This is a genomic window from Actinokineospora spheciospongiae (assembly GCF_000564855.1).
GTDB lineage: Bacteria > Actinomycetota > Actinomycetes > Mycobacteriales > Pseudonocardiaceae > Actinokineospora > Actinokineospora spheciospongiae.
Window position 1 is genome coordinate 1 of sequence record NZ_AYXG01000079.1, and the last position, 19764, is coordinate 19764.

The following is a 19764-nucleotide window of genomic DNA, read 5'->3' on the forward strand; positions in this document are numbered from 1 at the left end:
GGGCCCCGGCCAAACACATCCACCCAGCCGGGCACCCACAACAAACAACCGGGCACCACCAACAAACGACCGAGCTTTAAACAGGGCACACCCACAAAACGACCGGGCTCCAAACAGGGCACCACCAAACCCCGGGACTCCGAGGCCCGATGGACGCTCAAGAACGGCCCCAGCGCGAATCCCCACGACTCAACGGTGGTAATCACACCTCCCGCCCCCGGTGGCGATCGCACACGGCTCCCCATTCCGCTTGGTCACTCCACACTGGACCGCCGGATCATGCACGTGGCACAACCCCGAAGGCCGAGGCGTGACCGGGCACGGCGTCCCCTTCTTCGTCACCGCCCGACAGGCCCCCTCCCCGATCGGCCCAGGCTCCCGCTTCTTCCGCTCCACAGCGGCAGGCCGCTCCTCCGCCACCGGCAGCCCAGCCGCCCGCATGGCACCCTGCAACCCCTTGAGCGCCAACCGGTCCGCGCGCTCGTTCTCCGGGTGTCCACTGTGCCCCTTCACCCAGTGCCACTCGACCTCGTGCTCGCCCACCAGCTCGTCCAGCCGCTGCCACAGGTCGACGTTCTTCACCGGTGTGTTGGTCGAGGTCATCCACCCGCGCTTGCGCCACCCCGCCACCCACTGCGTGATCCCGTTCCGCACGTAGGTGCTGTCGGTGTAGATGGCCACCGGCACCTTCCGGGTCAGGCTCTCCAGCGCCCGGATCGGCGCGGTCAGCTCCATCCGGTTGTTGGTGGTCGTCGTCGCCTCGCCCCCGCACAGTTCCCGTTCGTGCCCGCCGAAGCGCAGCACGGCGCCCCACCCGCCCGGTCCGGGGTTCGGGATGCACGCGCCGTCGGTGTAGATCTCCACGTTGCTCTCAACCACACCGGCACCGTACCGGCAGCCCGGGACGCCCGGGGGAATCCATCCACAGGCTCAGCCGAGCAGCCTGTCGCAGACCTCGATGAGGCGGGTGCGCAGCGGCGCCGCGCGGCGGGCGAAGTCGGCCTGGAGGGCGGCGTAGTCCTTGCGGCCCTCGGCGGTCTCGATGCGCACGGGGGAGTAGCCCAGCTCGGACAGGTCGTACGGGCTGGCCCGCATGTCCAGCGCCCGCACCTCCAGCGCCAGTTCGAAGCAGTCCGCCACCAGTTCCGACGGCGTGTACGGGTCCAACTTGTAGGCCCACTTGAACAGATCCATGGTCGCGTGCAGGCAACCGGGCTGCTCCATCGCCAGTTGGCCCTCCCGCGACGGCGACAGGGTGTTCAGCGGCCGGGCCGGCTCGGTGAAGAACCGGAAGGCGTCGTAGTGCCCGCAGACGACCTTCTGGGACTCCACCACCGCGTCCGTGCCCTGTGGACCCAGCCGTAGCGGCCAGCCCACGTGCCGAACCTGCTCCTCGGGCTGGCGGTAGACCATGGCCCACTCGTGCAGGCCGAAGCAGGCCAACCGGGGCGGTCGGGACGCCGTGGCCCGCAGCAGGCCGCGGACGAACTCGGCGGTGCGCACCCGCGACTCCGGCAGTTCGGTGCTGACCGCGACCCCCTGCGGTGTGCGCCGGTAGGCCTTCCACCGCAGGTACTCCTCGGCGCGTGGCCCGGCCAACGCGACGCCGACGCCCGGGTGCCAGCGCTCCAGGTGGGCGGGCCGGTGCGAGTAGTAGGTGAAGAGAAAATCCAGCACCGGGTGCTTCTCGCCGAGCGCGCGGCGGCGCACGTGCGGTTCGGTCCACCGTCGGACCCGCCGCTCGTGCGCCGCCCTGCGCTCCAGCCAGTCGGCTTCCGCCAGCACCTCGGGCACCTCAGGTGCCGTTGCTGATGTGCGTCCCGTCCCGTACGACACCCACGTACTCCTCGAGCAGGTCCTCCAGTGCCACGACACCGAGCACCGTACGGTCCGCCGACACCGCCTTCGCCAGGTGGCTCTGCGCCCGGCGCAGGGCGGCCAGCGCCTCGTCGAGGTGGGAGTCGGCGGGCAGCTCGGGCAGACCGCGGACCCGGGCCCAGGGCAGGCGGGTGTCCGGGGCGGCGTCGACCAGGTCCAGCAGGTCCTTGACGTGCACGTAGCCGTTGAGCGTGCCGTCGGGCATCCGCACCGGGAACCGGGAGAAACCGGTCTCGGCCACCGCCGCCTCCACCTCGCCGACGGTGGGCGGGTGCGGGACCGTCTTGATCTCGTCCATCGGCACCAGCACCTCGGCCACCGTGCGCTCGGCCGAATTCAGGGTGTTGGTCAGCCTGCGGTGCTCGGAGTCGTCGAGCAGGCCCTCGGCGCGCGACTCGGCGATGAGGGTGGCCAGTTCGTCGGAGGTGTAGGCGTTCTCCAGCTCGTCCCTGGGGACCACCTTGAACAGCCGCAGCACCGCCGTGGACGCCTTGGTGAACAGCGACAGCAGCGGGCGGACCAGCTTGCAGAAGGCGAAGTGGACCGGCACCAGGGCCATCGCCGCCCGCTCCGGCCCGGCGATGGCCAGGTTCTTCGGCACCATCTCGCCGAGCACGGTGTGCAGGGTGACCACCACGCCCAGGGCGATGGCGAACGACACCCCGTGCACCACCGCCTCCGGCAGCCCGAGGGCGCCGAACGGGCCCTCCAGCAGGCTGGCGATGGTCGGCTCGGCGAGCGCGCCCAACCCCAGCGAGCACACGGTGATGCCCAACTGCGCCCCGGCGATGAGCAGCGGCAGCTCCCGGCTGGCCTCGACGGCGACCCCGGCGCGGGTGGCGCCCTCGCGGGCCAGCGCTTCCAGCCGGTCGCGGCGCGCGGTGATGATGGCGAATTCGGCACCGACGAAGAACGCGTTGCCCAGCAGCAGGACGAGGGTGGCGAAGAGGGCGAGGAAGTCGCTCATGCGCGGGCCTCCACCCGGTCGTGGTGCGCGGTGGTGACGGGGACGGGCGGGGCGGGGGAGTCGCTCACGCGGTCACCCCCTGGCGGGGGAGCCGGGCCACGCGCAGCTCGGCGATCCGGTGCCGGTCCATCCGCATGACCGTGATCCGCCAGCCGTCCAGCCGGATCTCGTCGTTGACCTCGGGGATGCGGCCCAGCCTGCTCAGCACCAGGCCCGCGACCGTCTCGTACTCGCCCTCGGGCATCCGGAACCCGGTGGCGTCGGCCAACTCGTCGTCGCGCAGCAGGCCCGACACCATCCAGCTCTCCCGGCCCAGCGGGCGCACCGGGTTGACCTCGCCGCGGTCGTGCTCGTCGCGGACGTCGCCGATGATCTCCTCGACCAGGTCCTCCAGGGTGACCAGGCCCGCGGTGCCGCCGTACTCGTCGACGACCACCGCCACCTGCAGGCCCGACCCGCGCAGCCGCTCCAGCAGCACGTCGCCGTCGAGGGTTTCCGGGACGGTCGGCACCGGCCGGGCCAGCGACGCCACCCGGGTGGTCGCGCGCACCGCGGACGGCACGTTGAACACCTGCTTGACGTGCACGACGCCGCGGATCTCGTCCAGGTCGCCGCCGTGCACCGGGAAGCGGGAGTGCCCGGTCGCCCTGGCCAGCTCGACCAAGTCGAGCACGGTGGCGTCCGCGCGCAGCGCCTGCACCTGCACGCGCGGGGTCATCAGCTCGTCGGCGGTGCGGTCGCCGAAGCGCAGCGACCGGCTCAGCAGCGTGGCCGTGCCGGTGTCGATGGTGCCGGAGGCGGCGCTGGAGCGGACCAGGCCGCCCAGCTCCTGCGCCGAGCGGGCCGAGCGCAGCTCCTCCTGCGGCTCCACGCCGAGCCTGCGCACGACCCAGTTCGCCGACCCGTTCAGGCCGTTGATCAACCAGCGGAACACCGAGGAGAACACCGCCTGCATCCCGGCCACGGCGCGCGCGGTGGGCAGCGGCCTGGCGATGGCCAGGTTCTTCGGCACCAGCTCGCCGAAGACCATCGACAGCGCGGTGGCCACCAGCAGCGCGATGACGATCGCGACCGCCTCGACCGCGCCCTCCGGCAGGCCGGTCCACGCCAGCGGCGGCTCGATCAGGTTGGCGATGGCGGGTTCGGCGACGTACCCGGTGACCAGGGTGGTGATGGTGATGCCCAGTTGGGCGCCGGAGAGCTGGAACGACAGCGTCCGGTGCGCCTTGGCGATGGCCACCGCGCGCCGGTCGCCGACCTGCTCGACGTGGGAGTCGACCTGGCTGCGTTCAAGGGTGGTCAGGGAGAACTCGGCGGCGACGAACAGCGCGGTGCCGAGGGTGAGGGCGACGACGGCCAGCAGGCCGAGGACGCTGATCAGGAAGCCGATCACCGAGCACCCCGCTCGGTTCCCGGGTCGGTATGGTCGCCGGGCCCGTCGCCCGGCCCGCTACTGCGACCGGGTGATGCGGACTCGCGTGCGGACGACTTGCGCACGGAAGAGGTGCTCCTCGTGTCGGGTTGTTCTGAACCCACCCAGTCTACGGCCAATTTGTGAAGATCCGTTCACCACAGCGGCCCGCCCAGGGGGCTCATCGGCGCCACCCCGGGTCGCGGCCGAGCAGGGCGACCAGGCGATCGGTGGGCGGGGCGCCGTCGGCGACGTCGACCTCGGTGTCGAAGATCTGCCCCCGCCACTGCTCGACCTGCCCGCTGAACTCCTCGACCAGCGCCTCGGCCAGGCCGTCGTCGACCCCGGGGTCGACACCGGCCGCGCGGGCCAGGTCCCAGCCGTGCACGGCCAGGTCCAGGGTCATCTGCCAGCGGTACTCGGCGGCGGGGGAGTCGCCGGAGGACAGGTGCACGGTCCGGTCGTCCGGGACGCCCCGCCAGGCCCGCGCCGCTCCCGCGTTCGCCCGCTCCCAGGTCGCGACCGGGTCGGCGCCCAGGACGTCGCCGTCGTAGCGGTCGCCGACGTCGTCGACGGTTTCGCCGCGCAGCAGGTGCGGCACCCAAAGCTGTTCGGCGGTCAGGTGGTTGAGCAGTTCCCGGGTCGTCCAGTCCGCACAGGGCGTCGGGGCGTCCCAGTCCACCACCTGGTGGACGGCGCGGTCGGCGATCTCCCTGGCGGTGTCGAGGTGGGTCACCCCCTCAGTCCAGCGCAGCGCGACTCCGCCCGCCACTCCGCCCAGGCCCCTGCCCGCGGGTCCGCGCGGCCAGGACGCCCGCGCCCGCCGCCGCGAGCTGCCCGGCGGCGACCAGCGCGATGGCCGTGCCCGCGCCGGTCGCGGGCACCAGCCCGCCGCCCACCGCCGCACCCACCGCGAAGCAGGCGATCTTGACGCTGGCGCCGGTGACCGACACCTGGGCCAGCAGCCCGGCCGGGGTGTGCCGCTGCCGGGTCGCCATGATCGCCGGGAGGCCGACGCCGGTCGCCACGCCCGCCAGGGCGACCACCGCGAGCGTGGCCACCAGGTTCGGCGCCAGCGGGACGGCGAGCATGACCAGGCCGTAGCAGGCCGCGGTGCCGAAGACGACGCGCTCGGGCCGGTCGCCCGCGAGCAGCCTGCGGGCCAGCAGCGCCACCGCCAGCAGCGAGCCGACCTCCAGCGCCGTCCACAGGTACCCGCCCGCCGCCTCGCCCGCGCCGATCTCGGCGGCGCGCAGCGGGAACGCGGTGCTGAGCACCCCCGCCGCCACCGAAGCCAGTGCGGTGGTCAGCGTCGCCCCGCGCAGCGGCGGGGTGGTGGCCAGGTGGACCAGGCCGTCGCGGACCGCGCGGAGCAGGTGCGGCCGGTCCTCGGCGGCGCGGGCGACCCGGGGCAGCGCCAGCGTCACCGCCGCGCCGACCGCGGCCAGCACCGCGACCCCGTACATCGCCTCGGTCGGGCCGAGGGTGGCCGCGATCGTGCCCGCGAGTGCGGGGCCGAGCAGGGCGGCGCCGCCGAAGGACGCCGCGTCCCACGAGTTCGCCCTGGCCAGCCCGTCGGCGGGGACCAGCAGCGGCACCAGGCTGGAGTAGCCGCCGCTGGTCAGCGGCAGCGCCACCCCGGTGATCGCGGCCAACCCGAGCGGCAGCGCGTCCGGCGCCCGGCCCAGCGCCGCGGTGATCCCCAGGCAGGTCACCGCCAGCAGGACCCCGTTGCCCGCCAGCACGATGGTGCGCCGAGGCGACCGGTCGAGCAGCGCGCCCAGCACCGGTCCGGAGGCGACGGAGGGGAACGCGTACGCGGTGACCATCAGCCCGGCCAGCACCGGGTCGCCGGTCCGGGCCAGGGCCAGCAGCACCAGCGCGACGCCGACCATCTCGTCGGCCACCCGGGCGGCCGTCGCCGCGAGCACGTACCGGCTCATCCCCACGCGGTGGTCCTGCCGGGGCGCTACAGGCCGCGGTGGCGGCGGACGGTCTCCTCGACCACGTCGAGAACCGGGTCCATGTCGTCCGCGGGCAGGCCCATGGCCAGGTGCGACACCAGGCCCTCCAGCACCAGCTCCAGGAACGACGTCAGCACCGACACGTCGACGTCGTCGCGCAGGTTGCCCGCCTCGCGCTGGCGCAGCAGCCGCTCGCGGGTGGCGACGGTGAGCTGGGAGGAGCGCTCGGCCCAGCGGGCGCGGAACTCGGGGTCGGTGCGCAGCCGCCGCGACACCTCCAACCGGGTGCCCAGCCAGTCCGCCGGGCGTTCGCCCGCGGCGGTGCTGCCGGGGGGCGCGATCAGCTCGCGCATCACCTGCACCAAACCCTGTTCGGCGACGACGTCGGTCATCCGCAGCACGTCGTCCTCGGCCAGCGCGAGGAACAGCGACTCCTTGTCCCGGAAGTGGTGGAAGATCGCCCCCCGGGAAAGTCCGGTAGCCTCCTCCAACCTGCGCACGGTCGCGCCCTCGTAGCCGAAGCGCGCGAAGCACGAGCGCGCGCCGTCGAGGATCTGGCGCCTGCGCGCGTCGAGATGGTCCTGGCTCACCCGGGGCACCCGACGATCGTGACATTTCCCCCGGGCTCAAGCAATCCGTACGTACGTTTTGCGATCGAGGCCACCCGGTCGGCCCAGTCGGACCACTGCGGTTGTCGGTACCCGCGTGTAGCGTCGATCGCGCCGGTCCCCGACCGGGGGGCCGCACCGGAACCCGTGCGGTGAAAGGGGATGATCGTTCTTGACCACCACCCAGGAAGCGGGTGTCGTGGAGCCGGACCGCCGTCGGCTGCGCGCCCGCGTGGAGGCCGAGGCCTACGTCGCCTCGGTCTGCTTCAAGCACGGGCCGCCGAGACTGCTCGGCGTCGAGCTCGAGTGGACCGTCCACGACCGCGACGATCCCGGGCGCAGGCTCGACCCCGACCGCCTCGCCGCCGCCCTCGGCCCGCACGCGCCGCGCACGCTGCGCGCCGACAGCCCCCAGTTCCCCCTCCCGGCCGGTTCACCGCTCACCATCGAGCCCGGCGGCCAAGTGGAGATCTCCTCCCTCCCCGCACCCTCCCTCGGGCTCCTGCTCGAAGCGGTCAACGCGGACACTTCCCACCTCACCTCCCTCCTCGCCGACGTCGGCCTGGTCCTGGGCACCCGGGGCCTGGACCGGCACCGGTCACCGCGCCGCGTCCTGGACACCCCCAGGTACGCGGCCATGGAGCGGGCCTTCGACCCGATCGGCCCGGACGGGCTCACGATGATGTGCGCCACCGCGGGCCTGCAGGTCTGCGTGGACGTCGGTGAGCAGTCCGCGGTGGCCGCCCGGTTCGCCGCGGTCAGCTCGCTCGGCCCGGTGTGCGTGGCCCTGTTCGGCAACTCGCCCGCCCCGGGGTGGCACTCGGCGCGCACCCGCACCGTCCTCGGCGTGGACCCGTGCCGGTCACTGCCCCTGCCGGTCAGCGACGACCCGGCCGCGGACTGGGCCCGGCACGTGCTGGACACCGAGCTGCTGTTCCTCCGCAGACCGGGCTCGGACTGGGGCGCCCCACCGGGCGTCACGTTCGCCGACTGGATCGCGGGCGCCCTGCCCGAACCGCCCACCCGGGACGACCTGGACTACCACCTGTCCAGCCTGTTCCCGCCGGTCCGCCCGCACGGGTACCTCGAGGTGCGCTACCTCGACGCCCAGGACGGCGCGGACTGGGTCGCCCCCGCGGCGCTGCTCACCGCGCTGCTGGCCGACCCCGGCACCGTCGACGCGGTCGTCGACGCCTGCGCACCCGCCGCCGACCGGTGGCTGCCCGCCGCCCGGCTCGGCCTCGCCGACCGGCCGACCGCCGCCGCCGCGCGCCGGGTGCTCGAACTGGGCCTGCCCGTGCTCGACCGGCTCGACCTGGGCCCGGCCGAGCACGCGGACGTGGTCGCCCGGTTGAGCGGGCTCCTCGACCGCACAGCCACGAACGGGAGGTAGAGACGTGACCACCACCGAGAACCTGACCGCCGAGCAGGTCCGCGAGCGCGTCGCCGAGCAGCTCCGCCGCTCGCGTGCGCGCAGCACCGCCCTGACCGACGCCGTGGACGAGGACGACCTCGTCCGCCAGCACTCCAGGCTGATGTCCCCGCTGGTGTGGGACCTGGCCCACATCGGCAACCAGGAAGAACTCTGGCTCGTCCGCGACGTCGGCGGCCGCGACCCGGTGCGCAGCGACATCGACGAGCTCTACGACGCGTTCCAGCACGCCCGCGCCGACCGCCCCGCGCTGCCGCTGCTCAAGCCGCGCGAGGCCCGCACCTATGTCCGCGAGGTGCGGGAGAAGGTGTTCGACGTGCTGGAGCGCACCCCGCTGGAGGGGCGCAGGCTGGTCCAGGACGGGTTCGCCTTCGGCATGATCGTGCAGCACGAGCAGCAGCACGACGAGACCATGCTCGCCACCCACCAGTTGCGCACCGGAACCCCGGTGCTGCACGCGGAGGACCCGCCCCGGGCGGCCGAACCGCTGCCCGCGCGCGAGGTCCTGGTGCCCGGCGGGGAGTTCACCATGGGCACCTCCACCGAGCCGTGGGCGCTGGACAACGAGCGGCCCGCGCACGCCGCGCACGTCGACGCGTTCTTCATCGACACCGTGCCGGTGAGCAATGGCGAGTACCTGGCGTTCATCGACGCGGGCGGCTACGACGACCCGCGCTGGTGGAGCGAGGTCGGCTGGGCGCACCGGCAGGGGGCGAACCTGGTGGCGCCGCGCTTCTGGGAGCGCGGTCCGGCGGGCTGGCACCGAACCCGATTCGGTGTGGTGGAACAGGTCCCGCTCGACGAGCCGGTGGTGCACGTCTGCTTCCACGAGGCGCAGGCGTACGCGAACTGGGCTGGCAAGCGGCTGCCGACCGAGGTGGAGTGGGAGAAGGCGGCCCGCTTCGACCCGGCCACCGGCCGCTCCCGCCGGTGGCCGTGGGGCGACGAGGACCCCGGCCCCGAGCACGCCAACCTCGGGCAGCGCCACCTGCGCCCGGCCCCGGTCGGCTCGTACCCGGCGGGCGCCTCCGCGCTGGGGGTGCGCCAGCTCATGGGCGACGTGTGGGAGTGGTGCGACTCGGACCTGCGGCCGTACCCGGGCTTCGCCGCGTTCCCGTACCGGGAGTACTCCGAGGTGTTCTTCGGCGGGGACTACAAGATGCTGCGCGGCGGCTCCTTCGGCACGGACGCCTCGGCGGTGCGCGGCACGTTCCGCAACTGGGACCACCCCATCCGGCGGCAGATCTTCGCCGGGTTCCGGCTCGCCCGCGACGCGCGACCGGACGAGGTCCGCTGAGCGATGTGCCGCCACCTGGGGTACCTGGGCCCCGCCGTGCCCGTTTCCAGCCTGCTGGGCGGCCCGCGCGGGCTGCTCACGCAAACCTGGGCCCCCGCCGACATGCGCGGCGGGGGCACGGTGAACGCCGACGGCTTCGGCGTCGGCTGGTACACCGGGCCGGGGGAGCCGGTGCGCTACCGGCGGGCCGTTCCGATGTGGACGGACCCATCGTTCGCCGCGCTGGCCGCCTCGGTCAGCAGCGGGGCGGTCCTGGCCGCCGCCCGCTCGGCGACGGTGGGCATGCCGGTCGTGGAGACCGCGTGCGCGCCGTTCGCCGAGGGGCGCTGGCTGTTCAGCCACAACGGGGTGGTGCGCGGCTGGCCGGGCAGCGTCGCCGACCTCGCCGCCACCCTGCCCACCACCGACCTGATGACCCTCGACGCGCCGACCGACAGCGCCGTGCTGTGGGCCCTGGTGCGCAACCGCTTGCGTGCGGGCGCCCCACCGGGGGACGCCCTCGCCGAGGTGGTGCTCGCGGTCGCCGACCGCGCCCCCGACTCCCGCCTCAACCTGCTGCTCACCGACGGCACGACGCTCGCCGCCACCACCTGGTGGCACTCGCTGTCGGTGCACACGACCGCGGACCACGTCGTCCTGGCCTCCGAGCCGTGGGACGACGACCCCCGGTGGACCCCGGTCGACGACCGGCAGCTCGTCCTCGCCGACCTCGGTCCCACCCCCCGCGTGCGGGTCAGCGCGCTGGGCACCCGATAAGGAGACCCACCCATGCCACAGCCGTCCTTCGACGTCCACCTCCCCGAGGACCACGCCGCCCGCTCCCTGGCCGCCGACGCCCGCGCGGGCCTCACCGCGAACCCGAAGACCCTGCCCCCCAAGTGGTTCTACGACGCGCGCGGCAGCGAACTGTTCGAGGAGATCACCCGCCTGCCCGAGTACTACCCGACCAGGGCCGAGCGCGCCATCCTCGCCGAGCGCGCCGCCGACATCGCCGGGGTGACCGGCGCCAACACCCTCGTCGAACTGGGCTCCGGCTCCTCGGAGAAGACCCGCCTCCTCCTCGACGCCCTGCGCGACGCGGGTTCCCTTGGCCAGATCGTCACCCTCGACGTCTCCGAGACCGCACTGCGCGAGGCCGCCGCCGACCTGGCCGCCGAGTACCCCGACACCCCCGTGCACGGCGTCGTCGGCGACTTCACCGAACACCTGTCACTGCTCCCCGGCGACCCCACCCGCCTGGTCGCGTTCCTCGGCGGCACCATCGGCAACTTCCTGCCCGCCGAACGCGCCCACTTCCTGACCGCCGTGCGCGACACCCTCAAACCGGGCGAATGGCTGCTGCTGGGCACCGACCTGGTGAAGGACCGCGAAACCCTGGAAGCCGCCTACGACGACGCCCAGGGCGTCACAGCGGAGTTCAACCGCAACGTCCTGCACGTGCTCAACCGCGAACTGGGCGCGGACTTCGACGTGACCGCCTTCGACCACCTCTCCCGGTGGAACGCCGAGGACGAGTGGATCGAGATGCGCCTGCGGGCCCGCACCGCCCAGTCGGTGGCGATCCCGGCCCTGGACCTGACCGTCGAGTTCGCCGAGGGGGAGGAGGTGCGCACGGAGATCTCCGCCAAGTTCCGCCGCGAAGGCGTCGCCACCGAACTCGGCGCGGCCGGTTTCGCCCTCGCCGAGTGGTGGACCGACCCCGAAGCCCGCTTCGCGCTCTCCCTCGCCCAAGCCGACTGACCCCTCCCGCCCCGCCGTCCCCGGTGCCCCTATCCTGGGTACCGGGGACGGGGGAATCCATGGAATTCGACAGCAGGCGCGCGTGGTCGCGCATGCCCGGCATCAACGCCACCAACCGCGCCAGGGCCGAACTGGCCCGAGCCCACGGCTGGCAGTTCGCCGACCGGGCCCCGTGGCTCCTCGACCGCTGGCCCGTCCTCCCCTTCACCCAGCGCGGCGACATGCGCCTGGCGTACGGGTCGGTGGCGGGCGCCTTCCACGGCACCCCGTTCACGGCCTTCGAGTTCTTCCACCGCAGCACGGTCCTGGAGAAGCAGGCCCTCGGCATCACCCTCAACGAACACGACCGCTTCGCCACCGACACGGTGTGGGTGCTGACCCTGCCCGCCCCCATGCCCTTCTTCCACATCACCTCCCGGGACCAGGTCTACTTCGACACCGGCCAATACCCGCACCCCGTCACCGCCGACCGCAAGTTCAACCGGCGGCACCGGTTGGTGGCGACTGACCCCCGGGTGGCGGGGTACGTGCTGACGCCGCAGGTGGTGTCGCTGGTGCGGGAGGCCCGGTTGGGTACGTGGGCGTTGGTGGGGAGGGATCTGGTGCACGCGGAGAACGCTTACCTGGGGGGTGCGAACTCGCAGAAGGTGTTGGAGGTGCTGGGGTCCTTGGCCACGCTCATCTCCTGCTTGCCTCGGGGGTAGGGGATATTGGCTTGAAGGCCCGGGATTTTGTCGCTGGGGCGCCTGGCTGGATGCGCTTGGCCGTGTGCTTCGAGGGTTTTGTCGTTGGTGCCCGGGTGGGTGGGTTGCCGGGCCGGCGGTTGGCGGGGTGGTCGGCGGCTGCGCCGGTGGGGTTCGGGGTGGGCGGTGGTCGTCGTGCGGGGCTGGGTGGGCGGAATTCGCGGGACGGGTGCGGTGGGTCCGGATAGCGTTCGGGCATGACTGACGCGATCACCGCCAAGTTGGTGCGGCGGTTCGGGCCCGGTGCTGCCGAGTGGGTGGCCACTCTGCCCGCGCTGGTGGCGGAGTGCGCGCGGCGGTGGCGGCTGGAGGTCGGTGAGCCGTTCGACAGCGGGGCCTCCTCGGTCGCGGTCCGCGCCACCGTAGGCGGTCGGGCCGCTGTGCTCAAGCTCAGTCCCGATGGGCCTTTCCTTGCGGCGCAGGCGGAGATGTTGCGGCTGTTCGAGCCCAGTGGCCGGATGCCCGTCCTGTTGGCGGAGGCGCCGGGGGCGTTGCTGCTGGAGGCCGTGCGGCCGGGGACCGAGGTCGCGGACCTGCGGCGGCAGCCCGCGCCGGAGGAGTACGCCGCGCTGCTGCTCGACCTGCACGCCGTTGAGCCGCCGGATGGGGTTCCGGATGACGTGCGGCTGCGCACCGAGCAGTTCCTCCGGCACGGCATCAGCAGGCTCGGAGAACCGGCGCTCGCCGACTCGGGGTTGCGGCGGGATGACTTCGAGCGGGCGCTGGACGGGTTGGACGACCTGTTCGCCCCGCCGTGGCCTTCGGCGCTGCTGCACGGCGACCTGCACCTGGGCAACGTGCTCGACGGCGGTTCGCGCGGCCTGGTGGCCATCGACCCGAAGGTGTGCGTCGGCGACCGGTGCTGGGACGCGGTCGACTACGTGTTGGCCGGGGCGGGCAGGCGCGACGGCGTCGAGTACCGGTTGCGCGCGCTCTCCACCGCCGCCCGGATCGACGTCGACCGGCTGTACACCTGGTGCAGGCTGGTCGCGGCGGCGACCGCCGTTTCCGTGCTGCTCCGGGGCGGATCGGGGCGGGCGGTGGACGAACTGCTCGCGCTGGCCCGCTGACCGCCCCGGGCGGGGGCACCGTCCTGACAGGTGTTGGTGCGGAGCCGGTTGTCGATCGATCCGGTGAGCTTCGTCAAGCGGTGGGCTGCCGGTGTTCGCGGTGTGCCACGATGGGGGTGGTACCCCGTCAACGGGGTCCCCGGACGAGTGGGTGCCGTACCCGGTCAGCGACAAGACGGCGCTCGGGGAGCGGATCGTGTCCTGGCTTGTTCTTGTTGTGTCCGGTGTCCTGGAAGCCGTGTGGGCCACGGCGTTGGGCAAGTCCGAGGGGTTCACCCGGCTGACGCCCTCGCTGGTGTTCGGGGTGGCGATCGTGGCGAGCATGGGCGGGTTGGCCTTCGCCATGCGGGAGTTGCCGGTGGGGACCGCCTACGCGGTGTGGGTGGGCATCGGGGCGTCGCTCACCGTCGCCTACGGGATGTGGTCGGGGTCGGAGGCCGTGTCACTGGCCAAGGTCCTCCTGCTGGTGGGGATCGTGGGCTGTGTCATCGGGTTGAAGGTGCTGCACTGAACCCCGGGGTCAGGTGGGGAGGAGGCGGCCGACCAGGGTGGTGAGTTGGCGGGTGTTGCGGCACTCGTGCATGGGGACCACCTCCGCGTACCGGTCCGCCTCCGAGTCGCCGCCCGCCCAGAGGGCTCGGCGTTCCGGGTTGAGCCAGTGGGCGTGGCGGGCGGGGGAGACCATGGCGCGCAGGGCTTCCAGGTTCGGGTCGCCGCCGTTGGTGCGGCCGTCGCCCAGGATGAGCAGGGAGGTCTTGGCGGTGATGGCTTCCGCGTGGCGTTCGGTGAAGTGGCGGAAGGCCCGGCCGTAGTCGCTGTGGCCGTCCCAGGTGGACAGGGTGGCCTCGGCGTGGATGCGGGCGCTGAGGCCCTCCGGGTCGGCGGCTCCGGTGTGGACCAGGTGGGTGATCTCGTCCACCGTGTCGATGAAGCCGAACACGCGGACCCTGCTGAACTGGTCGCGCAGGGCCTGGACCAGGAGCATGGTGAAGTCGGCGAAGCCCGCCACCGAGCCGGACATGTCGCACACGAGCACGATCTCCGGGCGGCCCGGCCTGCGCCGCCGGTACGCCGGGCGCAGGGGGACGCCGCCGGTGGACAGGGAGCGGCGCAGCGTGCGGCGGATGTCGATGTGGCCCCGGTTGGCGCGGCGCCTGCGGGCGGCGAGGCGGGTGGCCAGCCTGCGCGAGAGCGGGTGGATGGTGCGGCGCAGCTCGGCGAGCTGTTCGCGGTTGGCGACCAGGAAGTCCACCCCGTCCGCCGACGGGGCCACGGCGTGCTCCAGCACCCGCTGCCTGCCGCGCGCCTCCGCCGTGCGCCGCCGGGCCTCGGTGCGGACCGCCGCGCGGAACGCCTCGATCCGGCGGCGCACCTCGTCGCGTTCGAGGCGGTCGGTGAAGTCGCCGCGCCCGCCGCCGGTTTCGGCGAGGACGCGCACCAGCAGGGTCTGCGGGCGGACCTTCTCCAGGGCCTCGTAGGCGGAGAAGCCGCCGCCCGAGCCGCTGCCGTACCGGCCGAACGCCTCGACCGCGATGCCCGCGAGCCTGGCCAGGCCGCCCGCGTCCTCGGCGGCGAGGGCGGCGACGAGTTCGGCGCGCAGGTCGTCGAGGTCCCGGTCCCGTTCGCGGGCGCCCTCCGGCACGCCGACGCCCAGGGGGAAGCACACGTCGAACACCGCGTCGAAGACCGGGCGCTGCCCGGCGCGGCGCAGCAGGGCCGCCGCCAGGCCCTCGCGCAGGCGTTCCCGGTCGGCCAGGCCCAGGACCTCGGCGACCGCCGCCGCGTCGACGGTCTCGCTGGGGCCCGCCGTGACGCCGTGCCCGCGCAGGGCGGTGACCAGCTCCACCAGCCGCTCCGGCAGGCCCGCGCCGGTCATGACGCCGCGCCGTCCAGGGCCTCGTCCAGGCGGAGGCGGTCGCGGACGCGGGTGATGTCGTCCTGGTGCTTGACGATCACCCCGAGGCTGGCCCGCACCACCTCCTCGTCGAGGGTGTCGGCGCCCAGGGCGAGCAGCGTGCGGGCCCAGTCGACCGCCTCGGCGACCGAGGGGGCCTTGCGCAGGTCCATCGCCCGCAGCGCGCCGACCACGGCCACCACCGACGCGGTCAGCGCCTCGTCGACGCCGGGCACCTTGGCCCGCACGATCCGCCGCTCCAGTTCGGGCTCGGGGAAGTCGATGTGCAGGAACAGGCAGCGCCGCCGCAGCGCGTCGGACAGGTCGCGGGTGGCGTTGGAGGTCAGCACGGTGAACGGGCGGCGCTTGGCCACGATGGTGCCCAGTTCCGGGACCGTCACCTGGAAGTCGCCCAGCACCTCCAGCAGCAGGCCCTCGATCTCCACGTCGGCCTTGTCCACCTCGTCCACCAGCAGCACCGTGGGCTCGTCGCCGGAGATGGCGGTCAGCAGGGGGCGGGAGAGCAGGTACTCCTCGGTGAAGATGTCCGCCCGCGCCCGGTCCCAGCCCTCGTCGCGGCCCGCGGTGATGCGCAGCAGTTGCTTGGCGTGGTTCCACTCGTACAGGGCCCGCGACTCGTCGACGCCCTCGTAGCACTGGAGGCGGACCAGTCGCGAGCCCGTTGCCGCCGACACCGCCCTGGCCAGCTCGGTCTTGCCGACGCCCGCCGGGCCCTCGACCAGCAGCGGTCGCCCCAGCCGGTCGGCGAGGAACACCGTGGTGGCGACCGGGGCCGAGGCCAGGTAGCCCTGCTCGGCCAGCCGCTCGACCACCTCGTCGACCGAGGCGAAGTATCCGGTTCCGATCACCCGGTCACGGTACTGCGCCGACGGCGGGCGCGGTGCGGGCGCGGGTATCGTTCCGGGGTCAGGAGAGGAGCGGCCCGATGTCGCAGACCGAACAGCGCGAGCAGGCCGTCCGGGCCCGGCGCCGCCTGCGGTTCCTGGTGGTCGCGCTGGTCGTGGCCGCCCTGTTGTTCGGCGTGCCGTGGTGGGTGCTGGTCGCCGGTGGCCAGGACTGGCCGGGGTGGGTCGTGGTGCTCGGCTCGGCCGTCTTCCTCGCCGGTGCCGTCGCCCTGCCGTACTCGATGACCAAGGGCCGCCGCAGCGACCGCGCCGCAGTGGTCGGCGACGTGCTGTTGGGTGTCACCTGGGTGCTGTTCGTGTGGAGCATCCTCGGTGCGCTCGCCGAGCTGGTCCTGGCGCTGGCCGGGGTGGACGACCCCACCCGCTCCCGCGTCGTCGCGGCGGCGGTCGTGGTGGTCGCCGCGGTGCTGCTGGCCCACGGCCACCACGAGGCGATGCGCGTGCCCCGGGTCCGCCGCACCGAGGTGCACCTGCCGCGCCTGGGCCCCGGCCTCGACGGCGTGAAGCTGGTCCTGCTCGCCGACACCCACTACGGCCCGATCGACCGGTCCCGCTGGTCGGCCCGCACCACGGCCGCGGTCAACGCCCTCGACCCCGACATCGTCGCCCACGCGGGCGACATCGCCGACGGCACGCCCGCGCAGCGGCTCACCCAGTCCGCCCCGCTCGGCGACGTGCGCGCCACCCTCGCCCGGGTCTACGTCACCGGCAACCACGAGTACTTCAACGAGGCCCAGGGCTGGCTCGACCGCATGTCCGAACTGGGTTGGGAGGCCCTGCACAACCGCCACGTCGTCGTCGAGCGCGGCGGCTCCCGGCTGGTCGTGGCGGGCATCGACGACCGCACCGCCCCGTCGTCGGGCCTGCCCGGCCACCAGCCCGACATCGCCACCGCCCTGGCGGGTACCGACCCGGACCTGCCGGTGCTGCTGCTGGCCCACCAGCCCAAGCAGATCACCACCGCCGTGGAGGCGGGTGTGGACCTCCAGGTGTCCGGTCACACCCACGGCGGCCAGATCTGGCCGTTCCACCTGCTGGTGCGGCTGGACCAGCCGTGGTTGCAGGGGTTGACCAGGCTGAACGAGCGCACGCACCTGTACACGAGCCGGGGCGCGGGCTTCTGGGGTCCGCCGTTCCGGGTGTTCGCGCCGAGCGAGATCAGCCTGCTGGTCCTGCGCTCGACCCCGGCGGGCTGACGGGCGGTCCCACGTCGGTCGACCCCCGTTCGACCCGTGCGGGTGATCACCCCGGTGGCCCCGCCCCGGCGGGTCCACCGGCCCACACGCCCAGGGCCAGCCGCACCAGTTCGGCGTTGCCGCTGACGGGTTCGCCGCCCGGACCGAGCAGCGTGTCCTCCAGACCGATCCGGGTCGGCAGGCCCAGTCGTCCGGCGTGGGCGACGAGCGGCCAGCACGCGGCACCCTCGCCGTGCAGCAACCGCGGGCCCCGGACGCCGAGCCCGGCCAGCCTGGCGAGGACCGCGTCGGCCTGGCCCACCGGGTCCGCGCCGCCCGTGATCTCCACCAGGACCCGGGTGAACGGTCTGCGCCCGACGACCTCGGCGTCCCGGACCGACCACACCCCGGCCTCCACGCCGATCCCGGCGTCGCGCAGCACCCCCACCAGGTCGGCGAACCCGGGTTCGGCGGCGTTGACCGAGGCGAAGTCCGGCCGCTGCTCCGCCGCCAGGTCCGCCCACCCGCGCACCGCCGCCCGCCGCCGCGCGACGTCGCCGCCGGTGATCCACAACCCGGTGGACACCCCGACCGCGACCCCGGCGCCGCGGGCCGCGCGCACGCCCGCCCCGATGTCCTCGGCCGCAAGGGACTCCACCCCACCCGCGTCGCGCGGGTGGACGTGCACGGCCTCGGCCCCGGCCGCCACCGCCTCGACCGCGGCGGCCCCGACCTCGGCGGCCGTGACCGGTACGGCGGGGTGCTCGTCCCGCCGCCGCTCGCCGTTGAGGCACACCTTGAGCCGCTTCACCCCGGTGTCCAACGCTTCCTCCCCGCTGTCCGCGCCGTTGCCTGCTCCGCAGGCGGCGCCCGTCAGTCTGCCGTCACCCGCGCGACCCGCGTCCCCACCACCGCGCCTGGCCGGAGCCGGTCGACCGGCCCGGGCCCGGATCGGCGTGGCGCCCGGCGGCATCGCCTCCGACCGCCCCCCGGACGGTGCCCGAAGTCGGGGCGGGCGCGGTTTCACCCGGTGTCACGGTGACGGCCGGGCGCGATCGTGCCAGGGTGTGGGGCGGATCGGGGGGGATCGACGGAGGGTTCGATGCGAGTGGGACGGCTGGTCGCCGTGGCGTTGCTGGTGGTCGGGGCGGTGGCGGGGGTGGCGCCGCGGGCCCTCGCGGTGCCGGACGTGCTCTGGCACGAGTGCGCGGAACCGGGTGGCGTGCCCGAGGCGGACCGGGGGCGGTTCGACTGCGCCGAGTACGCGGTGCCGCTGGACCACGACCACCCGGGGGCGGAGACCATCACCATCGCGATGATGCGCCGGGCCGCCGACGACCGGGACGCCAGGATCGGGTCGTTGTTCCTCAACCCCGGCGGACCGGGTGCCAGCGGGTACCTGATGGCGGCCGCCGCGCCGGTGTTCCTGGAACCGGAGGTGCTGCGGCGGTTCGACGTGATCGGCTTCGACCCGCGCGGGGTGGGCCGCAGCACGCCGCTGCGGTGCTTCACCACCCAGGAGGAAGCCGACGGGGTGTTCGCCAATGTGGTGTCGGTTCCGGTCACCCCGGAGCAGGTGCGCGAGGCGATCACCGCGAACCGCACCTACGAGCGGTCCTGCGGGCGCAACGGCGGCACGCTCCTCGACCACATGTCGACCGCGGACGTGGCCCGCGACCTCGACCTGTTGCGCGCCGCGGTGGGCGACCCGGCGCTGAACTACCTGGGCTTCTCCTACGGCACGCTGCTCGGCGCCACCTACGCGGCCATGTTCCCCGACCGCACCCGCGCGGTCGTCCTGGACGGCAACGTCGACCCGGCCCTGCGCACCACCGACGGACTCGAACACGACCGCCGCCGCACCGCGGGCTTCGAGCTGGCCCTGGACGCCTACCTGCGCACCTGCGACGAGGTCGGCTGCCCGCTGGCCCCCGACTCCCGCGCCAAGTTCGACGCCACCCGCGAAGCCCTGGAGCTCTCCGGCCCGGTCACCCTGCCCAGCGGCTACGTCATCAGCCGCGACGACCTCGTGACCACCACGGCGGGCGCGCTGTACCGGCCCGCGCTGTTCACCAGGCTGGCCGTGTTCTTCGCCGCCGTGTACGCCGCCACCCACCCCGACCGCTCCGCCCCCGTACCGCTCACCGCCGACACCTTGCGCGACCTCACCGCCGCCCGCATCGATCCCCGTCGCGACAGCCCCTACACCGACGACGACGCCTACGCCGCGGTCAACTGCGCCGACAAGCCCTTCCCGGTGCCCCTGTCGCTGGTCCCGCGCATCGCCGAGTGGTGGGACGCGGAGATGCCCACCTTCGGCCGCGGCCTGAGCTGGGGGGACCCGGCCACCTGCGCCGACTGGCCCGGCCGCAGCACCGACCGGTTCACCGGCCCGTGGACCGCCCGCACGCCCAACCCGGCCCTGGTCGTCGGCAACCGCCACGACCCGGCCACCCGCCACCTGTTCGCCGAGGCGATGACCGCTGAACTCGGCAACGCGCACCTGCTGACGGTCGACGCCTTCGGCCACTGCATCCTCGGCTCCAGCGCCTGCGTCGACCGCGCGGTGGCCGAGTACCTGGTCGACCTCCGGCTGCCGGAACCGGGCCGGGTGTGCGAACCGGACGTGGCGCCGTTCGCGGTGGGCTGAGCGTGGTCG

At 73.9% G+C, this 19764-nt stretch carries 18 protein-coding genes, 1 pseudogene and 1 riboswitch; of the genes and pseudogenes, 9 read left to right on the top strand and 10 right to left on the bottom strand.

Going from position 1 to position 19764, the window contains the following annotated elements; translation table 11 throughout:
- Positions 1 to 417: 417 nt before the first annotated feature.
- From rnhA to UO65_RS36690, 7 genes and pseudogenes are all read right to left on the bottom strand, one after another.
- Positions 418 to 879, bottom strand: a pseudogene (gene rnhA / locus UO65_RS38020) (ribonuclease HI); the annotation flags it as partial.
- A gap of 51 nt (positions 880 to 930) precedes the next feature.
- Positions 931 to 1794: a hypothetical protein gene (locus tag UO65_RS10910; protein WP_035281368.1), complete on the bottom strand. Its 864-nt coding sequence runs from the start codon at positions 1792 to 1794 to the stop codon at positions 931 to 933.
- Position 1795: 1 nt separating this feature from the next.
- Entirely contained in the window at positions 1796 to 2845 is a 1050-nt protein-coding gene (locus UO65_RS10915) for a hemolysin family protein (protein ID WP_035281370.1), read from the bottom strand.
- Between the two features lie 64 nt (positions 2846 to 2909).
- On the bottom strand, positions 2910 to 4238 hold the full coding sequence (locus UO65_RS10920) for a hemolysin family protein (RefSeq protein WP_052021005.1): 1329 nt from the start codon (positions 4236 to 4238) through the stop codon (positions 2910 to 2912).
- Positions 4239 to 4437: 199 nt separating this feature from the next.
- Complete coding sequence (locus UO65_RS10925; RefSeq protein ID WP_035281429.1) at positions 4438 to 4992, bottom strand: TIGR03086 family metal-binding protein; 555 nt, start codon at positions 4990 to 4992, stop codon at positions 4438 to 4440.
- A gap of 4 nt (positions 4993 to 4996) precedes the next feature.
- Complete coding sequence (locus tag UO65_RS10930; RefSeq protein WP_052021006.1) at positions 4997 to 6199, bottom strand: MFS transporter; 1203 nt, start codon at positions 6197 to 6199, stop codon at positions 4997 to 4999.
- A gap of 26 nt (positions 6200 to 6225) precedes the next feature.
- Positions 6226 to 6819, bottom strand: coding sequence for a TetR/AcrR family transcriptional regulator (locus UO65_RS36690; RefSeq protein ID WP_035281372.1), 594 nt, complete (start codon positions 6817 to 6819; stop codon positions 6226 to 6228).
- Between the two features lie 181 nt (positions 6820 to 7000).
- Between UO65_RS36690 and UO65_RS10940 the strand changes: the two genes are divergently transcribed.
- The 7 genes from UO65_RS10940 (at position 7001) to UO65_RS10970 (ending at position 13621) form a co-directional block, all read left to right on the top strand.
- Positions 7001 to 8221, top strand: a complete 1221-nt coding sequence (locus UO65_RS10940) for a glutamate-cysteine ligase family protein (protein ID WP_052021007.1) — start codon at positions 7001 to 7003, stop codon at positions 8219 to 8221.
- A 4-nt stretch (positions 8222 to 8225) separates the two neighbouring features.
- Positions 8226 to 9557, top strand: a complete 1332-nt coding sequence (egtB, locus tag UO65_RS10945) for an ergothioneine biosynthesis protein EgtB (RefSeq protein ID WP_035281376.1) — start codon at positions 8226 to 8228, stop codon at positions 9555 to 9557.
- 3 nt (positions 9558 to 9560) lie between these two features.
- Positions 9561 to 10313 carry an ergothioneine biosynthesis protein EgtC gene (gene egtC / locus UO65_RS10950; RefSeq protein ID WP_035281379.1) on the top strand — a complete coding sequence of 251 codons (753 nt, stop codon included), beginning with the start codon at positions 9561 to 9563 and terminating at the stop codon, positions 10311 to 10313.
- Positions 10314 to 10325: 12 nt separating this feature from the next.
- Positions 10326 to 11297, top strand: a complete 972-nt coding sequence (gene egtD / locus UO65_RS10955) for an L-histidine N(alpha)-methyltransferase (RefSeq protein WP_035281381.1) — start codon at positions 10326 to 10328, stop codon at positions 11295 to 11297.
- 59 nt (positions 11298 to 11356) lie between these two features.
- Positions 11357 to 12001, top strand: a complete 645-nt coding sequence (locus tag UO65_RS10960) for a hypothetical protein (protein WP_052021008.1) — start codon at positions 11357 to 11359, stop codon at positions 11999 to 12001.
- A gap of 236 nt (positions 12002 to 12237) precedes the next feature.
- Positions 12238 to 13110, top strand: coding sequence for an aminoglycoside phosphotransferase family protein (locus UO65_RS10965; RefSeq protein WP_035281383.1), 873 nt, complete (start codon positions 12238 to 12240; stop codon positions 13108 to 13110).
- Between the two features lie 116 nt (positions 13111 to 13226).
- A riboswitch (guanidine-III (ykkC-III) riboswitch) is annotated at positions 13227 to 13295 on the top strand.
- Between the two features lie 11 nt (positions 13296 to 13306).
- Positions 13307 to 13621: a DMT family transporter gene (locus UO65_RS10970; RefSeq protein WP_035281437.1), complete on the top strand. Its 315-nt coding sequence runs from the start codon at positions 13307 to 13309 to the stop codon at positions 13619 to 13621.
- Between the two features lie 9 nt (positions 13622 to 13630).
- On the opposite strand, the gene UO65_RS10975 is transcribed toward UO65_RS10970, so the two are convergent.
- Both UO65_RS10975 and UO65_RS10980 read right to left on the bottom strand, forming a co-directional pair.
- Positions 13631 to 14986, bottom strand: a complete 1356-nt coding sequence (locus UO65_RS10975) for a VWA domain-containing protein (RefSeq protein ID WP_035281385.1) — start codon at positions 14984 to 14986, stop codon at positions 13631 to 13633.
- Entirely contained in the window at positions 14983 to 15870 is an 888-nt protein-coding gene (locus tag UO65_RS10980) for an AAA family ATPase (protein WP_035281440.1), read from the bottom strand. Before UO65_RS10980 ends, UO65_RS10975 begins: the two co-directional genes overlap by 4 nt.
- A gap of 80 nt (positions 15871 to 15950) precedes the next feature.
- On the opposite strand from UO65_RS10980, the gene UO65_RS10985 reads away from it, so the two are divergent.
- Positions 15951 to 17126, top strand: coding sequence for a metallophosphoesterase (locus tag UO65_RS10985; protein ID WP_035281386.1), 1176 nt, complete (start codon positions 15951 to 15953; stop codon positions 17124 to 17126).
- Positions 17127 to 17172: 46 nt separating this feature from the next.
- On the opposite strand, the gene UO65_RS10990 is transcribed toward UO65_RS10985, so the two are convergent.
- Entirely contained in the window at positions 17173 to 17928 is a 756-nt protein-coding gene (locus UO65_RS10990; protein ID WP_052021009.1) for a 3-keto-5-aminohexanoate cleavage protein, read from the bottom strand.
- 279 nt (positions 17929 to 18207) lie between these two features.
- Here UO65_RS10990 and UO65_RS10995 point away from each other — a divergent pair, with 279 nt between their 5' ends.
- Positions 18208 to 19755: an alpha/beta hydrolase gene (locus UO65_RS10995; protein ID WP_035281388.1), complete on the top strand. Its 1548-nt coding sequence runs from the start codon at positions 18208 to 18210 to the stop codon at positions 19753 to 19755.
- The last annotated feature ends 9 nt before the right edge of the window (positions 19756 to 19764 follow it).

Coding starts and splice junctions, on each gene's coding strand:
- UO65_RS10965 (WP_035281383.1), top strand. CDS start 12,238: ATGACTGACGCGATCACCGCCAAGTTGGTGCGGCGGTTCGGGCCCGGT.
- UO65_RS10930 (WP_052021006.1), bottom strand. CDS start 6,199: ATGAGCCGGTACGTGCTCGCGGCGACGGCCGCCCGGGTGGCCGACGAG.
- UO65_RS10985 (WP_035281386.1), top strand. CDS start 15,951: ATGTCGCAGACCGAACAGCGCGAGCAGGCCGTCCGGGCCCGGCGCCGC.
- UO65_RS10975 (WP_035281385.1), bottom strand. CDS start 14,986: ATGACCGGCGCGGGCCTGCCGGAGCGGCTGGTGGAGCTGGTCACCGCC.
- UO65_RS10960 (WP_052021008.1), top strand. CDS start 11,357: ATGGAATTCGACAGCAGGCGCGCGTGGTCGCGCATGCCCGGCATCAAC.
- UO65_RS10995 (WP_035281388.1), top strand. CDS start 18,208: ATGCGAGTGGGACGGCTGGTCGCCGTGGCGTTGCTGGTGGTCGGGGCG.
- egtD (WP_035281381.1), top strand. CDS start 10,326: ATGCCACAGCCGTCCTTCGACGTCCACCTCCCCGAGGACCACGCCGCC.
- egtC (WP_035281379.1), top strand. CDS start 9,561: ATGTGCCGCCACCTGGGGTACCTGGGCCCCGCCGTGCCCGTTTCCAGC.
- UO65_RS10915 (WP_035281370.1), bottom strand. CDS start 2,845: ATGAGCGACTTCCTCGCCCTCTTCGCCACCCTCGTCCTGCTGCTGGGC.